Consider the following 16565-nt stretch of genomic DNA (forward strand, 5'->3'; position numbering starts at 1 on the left):
TGAGTTTCGGGAAGGAATCAAGAGGAGCGTCGAATCAAAACACGCACATCTTGTCGGCTTCTTCTCTCAGCCACGGCCTGAAATCCGGATGCGCAATCGCAATCAACGCCTGGGCGCGCTGCTTGGCCGACTTGCCGCGCAGCTGGGCCACGCCCCATTCCGTCACCACATAGTTGACGTCGTTCTTGCTGGTGGTGGCGTGGGTGCCGGGCGAGAGCGTCGGCGCGATGCGCGACACCGTGCCGTCCTTGGCGGTCGAAGGCAGCACGATGAAGGACTTGCCGCCGCGCGAGCGGTTGGCGGCGCGCACGAAGTCGACCTGGCCGCCGGTGCCTGAGTAGGGCAGGTGGCCGATGCTTTCGCTGCCGCATTGCCCGAGCAGGTCGACCTGCAGGCTGGCGTTGATCGTCACCAGCTTGTCGTTCTGGCCGGCGATATACGGGTCGTTGGTGAAGTTCGACGGATGCATCTCCAGCATCGGGTTGTGGTGCATGAACTCGTAGAGCTTGCGCGAGCCGAGCGCGAAAGTGGCCACCATCTTGCCCGGCAACAGGGTCTTCCTGCTGTTGTTGACGGCGCCGGATTCGACCAGGGTCAGGATGCCGTCGCCGATCATCTCGGTGTGGATGCCGAGGTCGCGTTTGCCGGTCAGTTGCATCACCACCGCGTCCGGGATGCCGCCGTAGCCGATCTGCAGGGTCGAACCGTCCTCGATGTGTTCGGCCACGAGAAGCCCGATGGCTTCCTGCACCGGGCCGATCTTCGGCAGGCCGACTTCCATGATCGGGTCGTCACTCTCGACGATCGCCGTCACCTGCGACAGATGGACGTGGCACTGGCCATGGGTGAAGGGCACGTTCGGATTCACCTCGAGCACCACCGCGCGCGCCTTGGCCACCGCCGCCATCGTGTAGTCGGCGCCCAGGCTGAGGGCGAAGTGGCCGGAGGCGCTCATCGGTGAGGCCATGGCGAACACGACGTCGGCCGGCATCAGGCCACGTTCGATCAGGGTCGGGATCTCGGAAAAATAGTTCGGGATGAAGTCGCACCAGCCGCCCTGGCCGCCGGCGCGCGAGGCGCCGCCGAAGAACAGCGCCGCGTGGCGCACGTGCGGCCGGCACGCTTTCTCGAAGTAGCCGTACTTGCGCATCGCCAGGATCTGCGCGACCTTGACGTCGTTGAAGCGCCGGTACTGTTCGGATAGCGCGTGCAGCAGGGAAGGGGGCTCGCCGACCCCGGTGGGCACGATGATCATGTCACCGTCGAGCAAGTGATCGAGGGCGTCGAGGGCGCTGCCGCGTTTCGACTGGTACATCTCCTGCAGAGTCTGCATTGCCGTCTCCTGTCGTTATCCTGTGGTGCCGTATTCCTGTCCAGCATAGCAGGCTAGGCCCGGATGCTGACAGGGAGTTGACGGCCTGCTACAGTGAAAGAGTTTTAATTCGACAATTTTTGGAGACGGAGAGCGCATGAAACGGGTAACTGGCATCGGTGGCATTTTCTTTAACGCAAAGGACCCGGTGAGCTTGCGTGCCTGGTACAAGCAACACCTCGGCATCGACGTCATGGACTGGGGCGGCACGGCCTTCAGCTGGAGCGACGAAGAGGGCAAGCCGACCGGCGGCATGACGGTCTGGTCGATCAACGCATCGGACACCACGCTGTACGCGCCCAGCACTGCGCCCTTCATGATCAATTACCGGGTTCATGAGCTGGCCGCGCTGCTGCAGGCCCTGCGCGACGAGGGCTGCCAGGTGCTCGACAAGACCGAGGACGGCGAGTACGGCAAGTTCGGCTGGGTCATCGATCCCGAGGGCAACAAGGTCGAGCTGTGGGAGCCGCCGCCCGGCCAGTAATTCCTGTCATGCAGGCGCGCGCCTGCCGTCACTGCGCGCGCCGATAATGGCCTCATCCAGCCAATCGAGGTGAGCCATGAATCAGATCGGAATATGCGGCGCGTTGGCGCTGTCCGCGCTGCTTGTAGGCACGGTCCCGGCGGCCCAGGCGCGCCAGTCCCAAGTCCAGCCCCAGGTCGAGAGTCCGCAGCAGACGCGGCAGGCCCAGGAAGCCAGGCAGCAGGCCGAATCCTATTTGCGCAAGGAGGAGAGCGCCGCCACCGGGGCCCGGACCCAGAGCACCGACCGGGCCAACCAGGATGCCGGCGTGGCCGACGAGGCGGCCGGCCACAGCGATGCCGCCCGGCCCGCGCGCAGTACGACTCCGAACGCGGCGCCGCCCTCGACGCTGCCGAGCGGTAACCAGGGACCCAGCTACGGTCCAGTCCTGAACCCGCGCCAGCCGCAGACCGCCGATCCCACGCGCAAGGACCCGGCCGAGGTGCATGACGAGACCGACAGCCTGACCCGCCAGGCCCCGCCCCAGCAGTCGCAGCAGCCGCGCCAGAAGCAGCAGAAGCAGTCGAGCCGGACCCAGCGCCGCCGCGAAGCCTGGCAGCCGGCCGGTCCGCTGGCGCCGCGTCCGCTGGATGGCGGCGAGGCGGCGGCGATCGGCTATGGCGCGGTGCCGGTGCCGGCGCCCGCCATGGCGCCCGAGCCCGTGGTGCCGAGTTCGGCGCCGCTGAATTCCTGCGTCGGCGGAGCCTGCCGCGACGCCGCCGGCGGCACCTACAACCTCGGCCCCACCGGCGCCGGCGTCAGCAGCAGTGGGCGCCCCTGCACCCGCATCGGCACGACCGTTCAATGCTTATAAACATGGCGCTGATCGCTGAAGCTCGCTACAATCCAGGAGTTGACGTTTACGTAAACGTTACTCGATTTACTCGAAACTGGAGGAGACAGCAGCATGCAGATTCAGAACAATGTATTCATCGTGACCGGCGGCGCGTCCGGCCTGGGCGCCGCGACTGCGCGCATGATCGTGGAAGCCGGCGGCATGGTCGTGCTGGCCGACGTGCAGCTTGACGCCGGCGAGAAGCTGGCCGCCGAACTCGGCAATGGCAAGGCGCGCTTCGTGAAGTGCGACGTGACCCTTGAGGCGGACGGCATGGCCGTCGTCGAGGCCGCCACCGCGATGGGCACGGTCCGCGGCCTGGTCAACTGCGCCGGCGTGGCGCCCGCCATCAAGACCGTCGGCAAGGACGGCCCGCACCCGCTGGACGCCTTCCAGCGCGCGATCAACATCAACCTGGTCGGCACCTTCAATATGTGCCGCCTGGCGGCCGACGCCATGGGCAAGACCGACGCTCTGGAGCACGGCGAGCGCGGCGTCATCATCAACACCGCCTCGGTCGCGGCCTTCGACGGCCAGATCGGCCAGGCTGCCTACGGCGCCTCGAAGGCCGGCGTGGCCGGCATGACCTTGCCGATGGCGCGCGACCTGTCGCGCAGCGGCATCCGCGTGATGACCATCGCCCCGGGCATCTTCGAGACCCCGATGCTGATGGGCATGCCGCAGGAAGTGCGCGATGCGCTGGGCAAGATGGTGCCGTTCCCGCAGCGTCTCGGCATGCCGGGCGAGTACGCCCACCTGGCCAGGACCATCATCGAAAACACCATGCTGAATGGCGAGACGATCCGCCTGGATGGCGCGATCCGGATGCAGCCGAAATAATCGGCAGAGGATAGTCAGGCGCGGACTTGACGTGAGCAACTTGCTTATTTGATGTAGGATGCTCCGTGATATCGGGCGTGCGGGTCGACAACACCTTCGGCTGCACGCCCTGTTTTTTTCCGGAGAACCGAATGAAGTTGAAGTCGAAGCTGATCGTCCTCGCGGCCGTCCTGGCCAGCATCCAATTCCCTGTCCTCGCTCAGGATTCACTCCAGCGCGCCCCCGAAGCCGCCACCGGCTACCAGCAGAAGTCCGGCTGGGCCGCGCGCAATTACATGGTCGCGGCCGCCAATCCGCTGGCGGTCGAGGCCGGCTACGAGATGCTGAAGCAGGGCGGCACGGCGATCGACGCCGGCATCGCGACCCAGCTGGTGCTGACCCTGGTCGAGCCGCAATCTTCCGGCATCGGCGGCGGCGCCTTCCTGATGTACTACGACGGCAAGAAGGTGCAGGCCTTCGACGGCCGCGAGACCGCGCCATCGAAAGCCGACGAGCACCTGTTCCAGCACCCGGACGGCAGCCCCCTGTCGCGCACCGAGGGCATCGTCGGCGGCCGTTCGACCGGCGCGCCGGGCGTGCTGCGCATGCTGGCCCTGGCCCACAAGCAGCATGGCAAGCTGCCCTGGAAGACCCTGTTCGGGCCGGCGATCCGCCTGTCCGAGAACGGTTTCAAGGTCAGCCCGCGCCTGCACCAGCTGCTGGCCGGCGACGCCTGGATTCGCAAGGATGCGGCCGCGCGCGCCTATTTCTACGGCCCGGACGGCAAACCCTGGCCGGTCGGCCACGTCCTCAAGAATCCGGCGCTGGCACGCACCCTGCGCGAGATCGCCGAGGGCGGCGCCGACGTCTTCTACCAGGGGCGCATCGCGCGCGACATCGAAGCCAAGGTCAAGAGCCACCCGACCAATCCGGGCCTGCTCACCGCCGCCGACATCGCCGCCTACCAGCCCAAGTTGCGCGAGCCGGTCTGCAGCGACTACCGCGCCTACACGGTCTGCGGCATGCCGCCGCCATCCTCGGGCGGCATCGCCGTGGCCCAGATGCTGGGCATGTTCGAAACCCGCGACATGAAGGCGCTGGCACCCACCAACGGCATCCCGAACGCCGACGCGGTGCACCTGTTATCGGAAGTCGGACGCCTGGCCTATGCCGACCGCGACCGCTACGCCGCCGACACCGACTTCGTGCCGCTGCCGGGCCGAGGCATTCCGGCCCTGCTGGACAAGAACTACCTGGGCAAACGCGCAAGCCTGATCGGGCCACGCTCGATGGGCAAGGCCGAGGCGGGCAATCCGCCGGGCGTGGAAATGGCCTGGAACTGGGGCCTGGACAATTCGATCGAGGCGCATTCGACCTCGCATATCGTGGCCGTCGACCAGTATGGCGCCGGTCTGTCGATGACCACCAGCGTCGAGGATGCCTTCGGCTCGCGCCAGATGGTCGACGGCTTCATCCTCAACAACCAGCTGACCGACTTCTCCTTCGATTCGCGTGACGCCAGCGGTCCGATCGCCAACCGGGTCGAGCCGGGCAAGCGTCCGCGCAGCGCGATGAGCCCGACCATCGTCTTCGACAAGAAGACCGGCCGCTTCGTCGAGGCGATCGGTTCGCCTGGGGGACCGCTGATCATCAACTATGTGGCCAAGGTCCTGGTCGGCACCCTCGACTGGGGTCTCAACGTGCAGGAGGCGATCGCCTTGCCGAACTTCGGCAGCCGCAACGGCCCGACCGAGCTCGAAGCGGGGCGCTTCCCGCTTGCCACGATCGAGCAGCTGAAGGCGCGCGGCCACACGGTCCGCGTGTTCGACCAGAACTCCGGCCTGCACGGCATCGAACGCATGGACATCCATGGCGTGCCGCTGTGGTTCGGCGGCGCCGACCCGCGCCGCGAAGGTGTGGCAAAAGGCGACTAAAACGATAGCAAAAGTGTATTTATCCAACAAAGGGGCGGCAGACTTTGCTACCCTTGCTTTGTGGATACTAAACATGACCTGGTAGGGCGCTCGCTGCAGCGCCTTTGCGCGTTGCTGCTGCTGACGCTGGCCTGCCTGCTGGGCGGGACGGCGTTCGCTGCGCCGACCCCGACCTTGCGCTTCGAACACCTGTCGGTGGACGACGGGCTGGCCCAGGAATCGGTGCTGGCCATCGTCCAGGACCGCGACGGCTTCATGTGGTTCGGCACCCAGTCCGGCCTGTCCCGCTACGACGGCTACCGCTTCACCAACTTCCGCAACGTGGTTGGCGATCCGAGCTCGCTGGTCAACAACTGGGTGCGCGTGCTCTACGTCGACCACAAGGGGCGGCTGTGGATCGGCACCGACGGCGGCCTCGCCCTCTACCATCCGGACAGCGGCAGCTTTTCCAGCTATCTGCCGGACGAGCCGGCCAAGCGCGGCAACGGCAACCGCCACATCCGCGCCATTGCCGACGACGGCAAGGAAGGCTTGTGGCTGGCCACCAGCGACGGCCTGCAGCACTTCGACATCGCCAGCAAGCGCTTCGCCACCTGGCACCACGTGCCCGGCGTGGCCGACAGCCTGGCATCCGACAATCTGAGCTCGCTGGCGCTGGATCCCGGCGGCCGGCTATGGGTCGGCACGGCGAACGGGCTGGACAGCATCGAGCCGGACCTGATGCGCTTCAACCACCACCGCTCGCCGCAGGGCGGCAAGTTCGACGTGGTCCAGGCCCTGCTGCTGGACGCCAGCCACCGCCTGTGGATCGGCAGCATGGGCGGCCTGGAACGCCGCGCACTGGATTCCAAGGGCCAGGGGCAGGGCGGGGCGGAAGCGCTCACCCTGTTCGGCGTGGCGAACGGCATGCCGCCTGGCGAGGTCAGCGCGCTCTACCAGGACGGCGAGCGCCAGGTCTGGGTCGGCACCCACGATAGTGGCCTGTACCGCTGGCTGCCGGCGGCCGGCCGCTTCGAGAACCATCCGCACCGCATTACCGACAACTTCAGCCTGGGCGACAACCAGGTGTCGGCCCTGTACAGCGACCGCGTCGGCACCTTCTGGACCGGCACCTGGTATGGCGGGGTCTCGCGCGCCGACCTCGGCGGCGGCGGTTTCGCGCGCATCGTGCGCGGTCCCGACCTGCCGATCACCCTCAACGACAACAAGGTGCGCGGCATCGTCGCCGACGCCGGCGGCAAGCTGTGGCTGGCCAGTAACGGCGGTCTGCACCACTTCGATCCGCTCACCCGCCAGGAAAAGACCTGGCGCCTGGCGCCGGGCGAGGCCGGGCTGTCGGGTAACGCGATGGCCACCGCGGTGGCCGTCGACCGCGACGGCAGCCTGTGGATCGGCGCCCGCAACGGCCTGGTCCACCTGGACCCGAAGAGCGGCCGCCTGACGCGGCGCACGCTGTCCGCCAGCGACGCCAACGCCAACTTCGTGCGCAACCTGATGGTGGCGCGAGACGGCGTGCTGTGGATCGCCACCCGCGGCGGCCTGCACCGGCTGGATCCGAAGAGCGGCAAGCTGGTCACCTACCAGCACAACCCGGCCGAGGGCGCCAGCCTGGCCGACAACATCGTGCGGCCGATGCTCGAGGACCGCCAGGGCCGGATGTGGGTCGGCACCTTCGACGGCCTCGACCTGCTCGACCGCGCGACCGGCAAGTTCCGTCACTTCCGCCACGATCCGGCCGACATCACCAGCCTCAGCCACGACGAGGTGCATTACCTGCTGGAAGACCACCTGGGCGACCTGTGGGTCGGCACCGCGGTCGGCCTGAACAAGATGGTGGTGGGCAGCGACGGCACCCCGCGCTTCCAGCGCTACACCAGCCGCGACGGCATGCACGACGACGCCGTGGCGGCCATGCTGGAAGACCAGGACGGCCAGATCTGGGTCAGCACCTCGAGCAATATCGCGCGCCTGGATCCGGTCAGCGGCAGCTGGCGCAACTACGACGCCGCCGACGGCACCATCGAGGGCGCCTATTTCGACGCCTCGGCCCTGCGCGCGCCCGACGGCACCCTCTACTTCGGCGGCAACAACGGCATCACCGCCTTCCACCCGCGCGCCCTGCACGACAACCTGATCGCGCCGCGCGCCGTGATCACCGGCATGCAGATCTTCGGCGCGCCGGTGCACAAGAGCCATCCGGGCCTGGCGTCCTGGCCGCTGGAAAGCGCGAAAGGCATCACGCTGACCGCGGAAGACACCGTGTTCACGCTGGAGTTCTCGGCGCTGCACTTCGCGGCCCCGCAGCGCAACCGCTTCGCCTACCGCCTGCTCGGCTTCGACCACGACTGGATCGCCGCCGATGCCGGCAAGCGCTTCGCCACCTACACCAACCTCGACCCGGGCGAGTACACCTTCCAGGTGCGCGCCGCCAACAAGGACGGGGTCTGGAGCGACGCCCCTGCCTCCTTCAAGATCACGGTGCTGCCGCCGTACTGGAAGACCTGGTGGTTCCGCGGCGTGGTGGTCCTGCTGGTGCTGGGCATCGGCTATGGCGTGTTCCGCATCCGCGTGGACGGCCTGCGGCGCCAGAAGGAGCTGCTTGAGCTGCAGGTCAGCGCGCGTACCGAGCGCATCGAACAGCAGAACCGCCAGCTGGAGCGCCAGACCGCCGAGCTGCGCGAGCAGCAGCGCCAGGTCCGCCGCCGCACCGACGAGCTGGCGCGCGCCAACGGCGCCCTGCAGGAGAACGAGGAGCGCCTCTATCTGGCCAAGCAGCGCGCCGAGGACGCCACGCGCCAGAAGTCCGAGTTCCTGGCGAACATGAGCCACGAGATGCGCACTCCGCTGGCCGGCGTGATCGGCATGCTCGGCTTCGCCTTGCGCGACGGCCAGCTGAAGGACACGACCCGCGAACAGATCCTGCGCGGCCAGGCCAATGCCCAGTCGCTGCTGGCGATCATCAACGACCTGCTGGATTTCTCGAAGATCGAGGCCGGCAAGCTGACCACCGAGAACATCGACTTCGCCCTCGACGAAACCATTGGCCACGTGGTCACCCTGTTCGAGGAGCAGGCCGGCGCCCACAGCGTGGGCTTCGCGGTCCGCCTGGACGACGACCTGCCGCGCTTCGTGGTGGGCGATCCGACCCGGCTGCGCCAGATCCTGGTCAACCTGGTCGGCAACGCCTTCAAGTTCACCGAGAGCGGCACCGTGACCGTGCGGGTCGAGCGCCGTCCCGAGGACCAGGTCGACGCGCCGGGACGCAACATGATCCGCTTCTCGGTCGAGGACACCGGCATCGGCATCGAGGCCGATGCGCTGCCGCGCCTGTTCCAGAAATTCGAGCAGGCCGATGCCGGCACCACCCGGCGCTACGGCGGCACCGGCCTGGGACTGGCGATCTGCCGCCAGCTGGTCGAACTGATGGACGGGACGATCGGCGCCGCCAGCACGCCGGGCAGGGGCTCGACCTTCAGCTTCGTGCTGCCGCTGGCCGATGGCGTGCAGCCACCGGTGGTGGCGCAGGTGGCGCGCGAGCCGCATACCCACCGCCTGCGCGTGCTGTGCGCCGAGGATTACCCGACCAACCAGATCATCGCGCGCATGATGCTGGAAGAGCTGGGCCACCAGGTCGACGTGGTCGAGAACGGGCTGCTGGCGGTGGCGGCCTGCGCCCGCACCCGCTACGACCTGATCCTGATGGATGGCCGCATGCCAGATATGGACGGCGCCACCGCCACCCGCCTGATCCGCGCCGGCGGCCCGATGGAGGCGCCGGTGCTCGACCAGCACCTGATGATCGTCGCCCTCACCGCCAACGCCAGCGAGGAAGACCGCTCGCGCTACCTGGCCTGCGGCATGGACGCCTTCCTCACCAAGCCGATCGACGACATCCAGCTGCACTTCCACCTGAGCCGCGCGATCGAGCGCCAGTTGCAGCGCGGGATCGAGCTGCAGCCGATGGTGCCGCCCGAGGTGCGCGCGCCGGCCGCCAAGCCGACCACGGCCGAGCTGGACGCCATGTTCGGCGTGTCCAGCGGGCCGGCGCTGCCGGACCCTTCGGCGCCGGTCGGCATCTCGCCGAAGTTCGGCCGCCGTGCCGGCGACATGATGGGCAAGATGCGCACCGCCTTCGCCGCCGACCTGCCGCGCCGGCGCAGCGAGCTCGACGCGGCGCTGGAAGCCGGCGACACCGAAGCCTGCGGCCGTTTGCTGCACGGCATGCGCGGCAGCGCCGGCTACCTGGGCGAGGCCGAGCTGCACCGGCTGTGCACCGAGCTCGAGAGCGAAGCCGACGCCGGCCGCCTGGACGAGGTGAGGGCGCGCCTGCCCGAGCTGCTGGCCGTGCTGGCGCGTTTCGAGGAAACCACGGCGTGAATCGTGCGCGCCCGGGCACTGGGTATAATTTGCTTAAGAACAATAGCGGAGACGCGATGAAGGTCTTGATTGTCGATGACGACGTGGTGTCGCGCATGATGCTGATGCACATGATCGACAGCGCCGGCAGCTACGAGGTGCTGGAAGCCGAGGACGGCGAGGACGCCTGGCGCCAGCTCGACGCCGGCGTCGATCCGGCGATGCTGTTCTGCGACCTGCGCATGCCGCGCCTGTCCGGCATGGAGCTGCTGGCCCGGGTCAAGGCCGACGAGCGCTTTGCCGGCCTGCCTTTCGTGCTGGTCTCGGCCGCCGGCGACGGCGCCACCATGGAACAGGCGATCGGCCTGGGCGCCGACGGCTACATCGTCAAGCCCTTCGACGCCGGCAAGGTGCGCGGCTACCTGGACAGCCTGGCCCGGCAGCAAGAGCAGGCGCACGAAAGCCCGGACGCCACCATGGAAAGGCTGGGCATCGACGCCTCCCGCCTGCTGCTCTACCTGGGCGGCCTGCAGCGCCAGCTGGCGAGCGCCGGCGCCGAGGTCGAGCGCCTGCTGGGCGCCGGCCAGTTCGACGCCGTCCGCGCCCACCTCGCGCGCCTGGCCGAAGGCTGCCGCACCCTCGGCCTGCTGCACGCCGCCGCCGCGCTGGAGACCCAGGCCGCACTGCCGCTGGCGGGCGCCGCCCTCGCACGCGAACTCGCAACTGCCGGCGCCGCGGTGCAGCGCAAGATCGAGGCGGCGCGCCGCTTCGCTCCCCTGTAAGGGGCGTCACCGCACAGAGCGAGACCGCAAGCCTGTGCCAATTGCGCGCCGCCCGGCCATTGTTTCTTATTACAATCGGCCGGATGAGCGCTTCAAGATGGACAGGACGGTGACTTCTTCTTTCGGCTTCCTCACGGGCGGCGGCCTGATGGGCGAACACATAGCCGCGCACGACTGGTCGGCGACGCCGCTGGGACCGATACCGTCCTGGCCGTCCGCCCTGCGCATCGCGCTGGGCAGCGTCCTCAATTCCAAGTTCCCGAATTTCCTGTGCTGGGGCCCTGAGCTCATCAGTTTCCATAACGACGCCTACCTTCCCATCCTGGGCCTGAAGACGGCGCTCGGACGCCCTTTCCGCGAGGTCTGGGGCGAAGCCTGGGACACGGTCGGTCCGATCGCCGAGCGCGCCTGGGCGGGCGAAGCCTGCTATTTCGAAGACCTGCCGGTGACCAGCACCCGCCTCGGCTATCCGGCCCAGCATCACTACAGCTTTTCGTACAGCCCGGTGCGCGACGAGGACGGCCAGGTGGCCGGCATCCTGTGCACGGTGATCGAAACCACCGGCAAGGTGCGCGCGATCGACGAGCTGCGGCGCCTGAACGACAGCCTGAGCCACCAGGTAGCCGCCCATGCCGCCGACCGCGACCGCCTGTGGCGGATCTCGCCGGACGTGATGGCGGCGGCCTCGCTGGCGACCGGGCGCTTCCTGACCGTCAACCCGGCCTTCACCGAAGCCTTCGGCTGGAGCGCCGAGGAGGCGATCACCCGGCCCTTCATGGAGATGGTGCATCCGGACGACCGCGAGGACGTCGCCGTCCACATGGGCATCCTGGCCCAGGGCACGCCCCTGGTCGGTTACCAGACACGGGTGCTGCACAAGAACGGCTCGCATCGCTGGGTGCAGTGGACGCTCTCGCCGGAGGGCGAGCTGCTGTACGGCGTGGCGCGCGACATCACGGCCGAGAAGCAGCAGGCCGACGCCCTGCGCCAGGCCGAGGAGGCGCTGCGCCAGTCGCAGAAGATGGAAGCGGTGGGCCAGCTGACCGGCGGCCTGGCGCACGACTTCAACAATATGCTGGCGGGCGTGGCCGGCCACCTGGAGCTGATGAAGCTGCGCCTGCGCATGGGCCAGACCGGCGACCTGCCGGCGCGCATCGACGCCGCCCTCGGCGTGACCCAGCGCGCGGCCTCGCTCACGCACCGCCTGCTGGCCTTCTCGCGCCGCCAGGCCCTCGACCCGAAGCCGACCAGCGTGAACGCCCTGGTGATGTCGATGGTCGACCTGGTCAAGCGCTCGTCAGGACCCTCGATCACCCTGCGCACCCAGCTGCATTCGGCCCCGTGGACCACGCTGTGCGACCCGAACCAGCTGGAGAGCGCGCTGCTGAACCTGGCCAACAACGCGCGCGACGCCATGCCGGAAGGCGGGGTGATCGTGATCGAGACCGAGAATGCGGTGATCTCGCCACTGCAGGCGGGCCGCTACGGCGACCTGAAGGCCGGCGAATACGTGCTGGTGACGGTGCGCGACAGCGGCGCCGGCATGCCGCCGGACGTGCTGGCGCGCGCCTTCGATCCTTTCTTCACCACCAAGCCGATGGGGCAGGGAACCGGACTCGGGCTGTCGATGGTGTATGGCTTCGCCCGCCAGTCGGGCGGCCATGTGCGCATCGATTCCATGCCGGGGAAGGGTACCGAGGTGCGCATGCTGCTGCCGCGCCTGGTCGCCGAAGCGCCGCAGCCCGAAGTGGCGGATGGCGATGCCCCGCTGCCGGCCGCCAGTCGCAAGGGCACGGTGCTGGTGGTCGACGACGAGGCCGAGATCCGCTGCGTGATGGCAGAAGTCCTGCGCCTGCAGGGCTATACGGTGATGGAAGCGGCCGATGCGCCCCAGGCCCTGCGCCAGCTGCAGGAGCGCGGCCGCGGCGGGCGCCCGGACATGCTGGTGACCGACATCGGCCTGCCGAACGGCATGAACGGCCGCCAGCTGGCCGACCAGGTACGCATGCTGTGGCCGCAGATCCCGGTGCTGCTGGTGACCGGTTACGCGGAAAGCACGGTGATGCGCAACGACACCCTGCCGGCGCAGATGGAACTCCTGACCAAGCCCTTCGCGATGACGGCGCTGGTCAAGAAAGTGGGCGCCATGCTGGGGGCGGGGACCGGCGCCAGTGTCAGCAGCGGCGCGAACTCCGGCGCCGCCGATGAGGTGCCAGCCTGATTACTTCTTCGGCGGCGGCACCGGATTGATTTCCTGCGACCAGACCACGGCGGCGATCTTCCAGCCCTTCTCTGTGCGCACCAGCTGCCAGCTTTCCTTGCCCCAGTTGCGGCGGTAGCTGCCGTCCAGGAAGCTGTAATCGAACCACACCTGGGCGACTTCGCCATCGGTGTCGATGCGGACGTTGGAGAAGGTCTCCTCGGCCGGCATCGGTGCTTTGGCGACCATCTCGATGAACGCGCGCGGCGTGCTGCTGAAGAACTTCTTCCATTCATGGCCTATGGGTTTCGAGGAAAGCAACTTGAACGGCAGGGTTGCTTTTAAGGGAAACAGCAATTCATATGAGATAGATCAACGCCCCCTACGTACGCTGCAATATCGTCAAGAACTACGCTTCGGGCTGCTTAGCACAATTGGCCGCGTAGTTCTTGAGGTAGGACAAAGCTACTAAGGAGTTTGAGATGGATCATGCAAATATGAGCAGAAGAGCGTTTCTGGAGCGCTCTGCGCTCGCCCTGGGCGCGGCCGCTGCGCCGATCGAGTTGTTCGGCCAGACCCTTCTGGCGGTTCGTCCCGAGTGGCAGGCATTTAAGATTACGCCACAATATGACTCGTTGTTGAAAGCCGTCAGGCTGATGAAAGCAAATACGAATGCCGGCAGTCCGAATAGCTGGACGTATTGGACCAATATTCACGTTAGTAAATGCCCGCACAGTCTTCCCTATTTCCTTGCATGGCATCGCGGCTACATTTACTATTTCGAGCGCCAATTGCGCGCCGTTTCCGGAGACAGCAAGCTGGTCCTCCCATACTGGGATTATTATACCTATGCCCAACTTCCGGCCGAGTTCACGAACCCGAGCACCGATAATCCTCTTTATGTCGAGCGGGTGAACACGAATGTCCTGCAGGCTTTGAGCATGGCGGCCTTTGACAGCACGGTGACTAATTTCCAGGAAGGTAAGTCGCAGGCATTCGAACCGATCTTCGAGAGTGCTCCGCACAATCAACTCCATAACCTCATCGGCAACGCGATGGCGGACATGGTTTCGCCCAACGATCCCATTTTCTGGCTCCACCACGCGAACGTCGACAGAATATGGGTGTCATGGGTCGCTGCCGGCGGTGGGCGCAAGATGCCGGCGCTGACCAATTCCTATTGGTCGGGGAAGCACGTGTATACGAGTTCCCTGAGCATGCTCAGGACACAAACCTACAGTACTCGAACCACACTGGCCTACCGCTATCAGAACGAAACCATGCCGACCAAGCTGCCTCTGGCCCAGGTGGAAAGCGACAGGCAGAATGCACGGCTGTTCCGCGTGCAGGCAACCATGGATAGCCTGCCCGCCACGATGCCATCCGTGGGTTCGTTTCGGATTTCCCCGCCGCACCAGACCAGCGACACGAGCTTCGCGCTGGGCGGTGCGCTGGATGTCGGGCTCGCCGAGCGTTCGGTGAGCGTACAGTTACCTGTCAGCGCGGAACACGGCCGGGCACTGGCCGACATCGCAAAAGGGAACCCGGCACGCATCGCCGGGGTAGCGAAGACTTACCGGTCGGCGCATATCGTGCTGGATGCCATCGAACTGTCCGAATTGGGAGAGAAGGGTGGCTATTTCTACAAGATCTATTTGAACATTCCTTCAAGCAATCGCTCGTCTGGCAATACGCGCAGCGTCTACCTCGGTACGCTTGGCGCTTTCGAGATTCATGCTGCGACTCATCACGGCAGCGGACATGGTCCTGTGCGTCTTCGCTACAAGATAAAGCAGGCAATCGGCGGCGCTACAGTCACCGAGATCGGCATGATGTCGCTATCGTTCGTGCGGGTTAGCGGCAGTGATACCAAGAACGGCGGAGCGATCGGCATTGGGGAAGTGCGGGTGGAAGCCGACGACGACGATTCTTAATGCCGGCATAAGGCTGGATCCAGCAGTTCCGGCACTTTGCTCAAGTGCAGGAGTGGCTCCGTAAATCATGTGCTTCGGAAGTGAACAACGCGGCAATCAAATGAGGATTGCGCGAATAAAAGGTGGACTCGATACATTCAATGCCATGCTTGATAAAGCTGCGTCCATGTTTCGAGTCCCGAGTATCCAACGCCCAATATTCGTAATGTCGATATGGTTCTTATCGCAGTGTATTCTGGAATAAGAACGACGCCGCAAGGTTCTCTATCGTCCAGGGGCGCGGTGCGGAAGCAGGGTCCCTGGCCGCTCGGTTCTTGTTTATTTCATTGTAAATAAATAAACGTTGGCGAATAAGGTTAGCTATACGAATGAGTGGGTGTGAATTCGGTTTTCCAGGTAAAAATAATAAACGGAATGTCGTAATCGGGGATGCGGATGGATTAGGGCAATGCATGCGGAAATCTTTTGAACTGGATCGGCAGTTAAATCACGCAAACGCCAAATATGACGATTGTCTTGCTTGTTCATTATTTATGGTGTGTTGTTCAATATTGAAAGGAAAGAAGTGTAAAAATATGGGCCTATAAAACAACAGTGTTTTTATTGACACACCAAGGGTGCGATCGATTACATTATCAGTTGAGTCCGCTATTTGACTAGTGGTAGTTGAACGGGAAGCTTATTTATCATGGTGAAATTTATGTGAGATAAGTGAGGCCGCCGATCAGTTGCTATTGCGGTGTAAAGAACTGTTCAGAAGAAATAAAAAAGAAAGGCTCCTGAAAATGATTAATGTAGTCGTGGCAAGTAGCCTGTCCTTGCTTCGTGAGGGCATGAAATCGCTTCTTTTACGACATAAGGACATACGAGTGGCTGCGGAAGTTGCTTATATGGAAGACGCCTTGGCAGCCGATGCGGCCGTTAAGAATGGCGTTGCAGTCATCCTGGCACCCTTGCAGTATCGTGATGAAAATAGTGCAGCGCTGGCCTCCTCCGAATGGAAGCATCGGCGTCTGATCACTGTGACCTTGGGAGATGACATTGTTACGGTGCAAGCGGCCCTGCAGATGGGGGCCAGGGGAATCTTATATAAAAGTTGCACGCCGGATAATATTTTGAATGCTATCCGTATCGTGGCAGAGAATCAGTTTTATGTCGCAAAAGAAATAGCAACACTCATTGCGACAAATTTGAAGTCGTTCAGTGCAATGAATGCCTTCGTTCACTTGACACAACGTGAGTTGGAAATACTAAAGCGTATTGCGATCGGCAGAAGAATGTCGACGATCGGTCGGGAATTGGGAATCAGTTCAAAGACAGTGAGTTCGCACAAGGCAAATATTTTGGATAAGCTGGCCCTGACATCCGACTCGGAACTGGTTCTGTATGCCATGGAAAACGATCTGTTCGATCTATTAGTCGATCACACTAAACGTAAAAAGACAGTCGCCAAGAGGACACAATTCAGAAATGGCATGAACGCCATAGGGCAAAGCGTGATCTTCACGAAGGACTGTCATGAAATCGAGTCCGGTACAAGAACTCATCGACGACATCGTATCGGGAGTGTATCCGGACCCGAAGTCGATTCGTGAACGCTATGTTCTGACGCAATCCCTGCTTCTGCTGGTATTTTTTGCAAAACGCAAACCAGATAAACAAGGGGATCGCTCGACAGCGTTGATGAGAGCAGCCATCAAGAAGATGATGGAGCATCCGGATACGTGAAGATGGTCCCCCCGACAGGAATCGAACCTGTATCTCACGCTTAGGAGGCGCGCGTACTATCCATTGTACTACGGGGAGGACT

11 protein-coding genes and 1 tRNA gene are annotated in these 16565 nt (G+C 64.6%); 9 read left to right on the forward strand and 3 right to left on the reverse strand.

Annotated elements, in window-relative coordinates; all coding sequences use genetic code 11:
* Positions 1 to 34 precede the first annotated feature (34 nt).
* Positions 35 to 1333 carry an acetyl-CoA hydrolase/transferase family protein gene (locus tag AB4Z32_RS23630; RefSeq protein ID WP_442124314.1) on the reverse strand — a complete coding sequence of 433 codons (1299 nt, stop codon included), beginning with the start codon at positions 1331 to 1333 and terminating at the stop codon, positions 35 to 37.
* Positions 1334 to 1469: 136 nt separating this feature from the next.
* On the opposite strand from AB4Z32_RS23630, the gene AB4Z32_RS23635 reads away from it, so the two are divergent.
* The 7 genes from AB4Z32_RS23635 (at position 1470) to AB4Z32_RS23665 (ending at position 12842) form a co-directional block, all read left to right on the forward strand.
* On the forward strand, positions 1470 to 1856 hold the full coding sequence (locus tag AB4Z32_RS23635) for a VOC family protein (protein ID WP_442124315.1): 387 nt from the start codon (positions 1470 to 1472) through the stop codon (positions 1854 to 1856).
* Between the two features lie 76 nt (positions 1857 to 1932).
* A complete protein-coding gene (locus AB4Z32_RS23640; RefSeq protein ID WP_442124316.1) occupies positions 1933 to 2709 on the forward strand; it encodes a hypothetical protein in 777 nt (258 codons plus the stop codon).
* A 93-nt stretch (positions 2710 to 2802) separates the two neighbouring features.
* A complete protein-coding gene (locus AB4Z32_RS23645; RefSeq protein WP_442124317.1) occupies positions 2803 to 3570 on the forward strand; it encodes a 3-hydroxyacyl-CoA dehydrogenase in 768 nt (255 codons plus the stop codon).
* 131 nt (positions 3571 to 3701) lie between these two features.
* Complete coding sequence (gene ggt, locus AB4Z32_RS23650) at positions 3702 to 5483, forward strand: gamma-glutamyltransferase (RefSeq protein WP_442124318.1); 1782 nt, start codon at positions 3702 to 3704, stop codon at positions 5481 to 5483.
* A 60-nt stretch (positions 5484 to 5543) separates the two neighbouring features.
* Complete coding sequence (locus AB4Z32_RS23655; RefSeq protein WP_442124319.1) at positions 5544 to 9860, forward strand: two-component regulator propeller domain-containing protein; 4317 nt, start codon at positions 5544 to 5546, stop codon at positions 9858 to 9860.
* Between the two features lie 56 nt (positions 9861 to 9916).
* Entirely contained in the window at positions 9917 to 10621 is a 705-nt protein-coding gene (locus AB4Z32_RS23660; protein ID WP_442124320.1) for a response regulator, read from the forward strand.
* A 109-nt stretch (positions 10622 to 10730) separates the two neighbouring features.
* The gene (locus AB4Z32_RS23665) at positions 10731 to 12842 is read left to right on the forward strand and encodes a PAS domain-containing protein (protein WP_442124321.1); all 2112 of its coding nucleotides are present in this window, start codon (positions 10731 to 10733) and stop codon (positions 12840 to 12842) included.
* Here AB4Z32_RS23665 and AB4Z32_RS23670 read toward each other — a convergent pair whose 3' ends face one another.
* Positions 12843 to 13142 carry a hypothetical protein gene (locus tag AB4Z32_RS23670; protein ID WP_442124322.1) on the reverse strand — a complete coding sequence of 100 codons (300 nt, stop codon included), beginning with the start codon at positions 13140 to 13142 and terminating at the stop codon, positions 12843 to 12845.
* Between the two features lie 161 nt (positions 13143 to 13303).
* Here AB4Z32_RS23670 and AB4Z32_RS23675 point away from each other — a divergent pair, with 161 nt between their 5' ends.
* Positions 13304 to 14755 (forward strand): tyrosinase family protein, encoded by a 1452-nt coding sequence (locus tag AB4Z32_RS23675; RefSeq protein ID WP_442124323.1) that lies wholly within the window; start codon positions 13304 to 13306, stop codon positions 14753 to 14755.
* Positions 14756 to 15540: 785 nt separating this feature from the next.
* On the forward strand, positions 15541 to 16350 hold the full coding sequence (locus tag AB4Z32_RS23680; RefSeq protein WP_442124324.1) for a LuxR C-terminal-related transcriptional regulator: 810 nt from the start codon (positions 15541 to 15543) through the stop codon (positions 16348 to 16350).
* 136 nt (positions 16351 to 16486) lie between these two features.
* Here the strand turns inward: AB4Z32_RS23680 and AB4Z32_RS23685 are convergent.
* A tRNA-Arg gene (locus AB4Z32_RS23685) sits at positions 16487 to 16561 on the reverse strand.
* Positions 16562 to 16565: the final 4 nt, after the last annotated feature.

The sequence above is a fragment of the Massilia sp. 2TAF26 genome, from assembly GCF_052115005.1.
GTDB lineage: Bacteria > Pseudomonadota > Gammaproteobacteria > Burkholderiales > Burkholderiaceae_D > Telluria.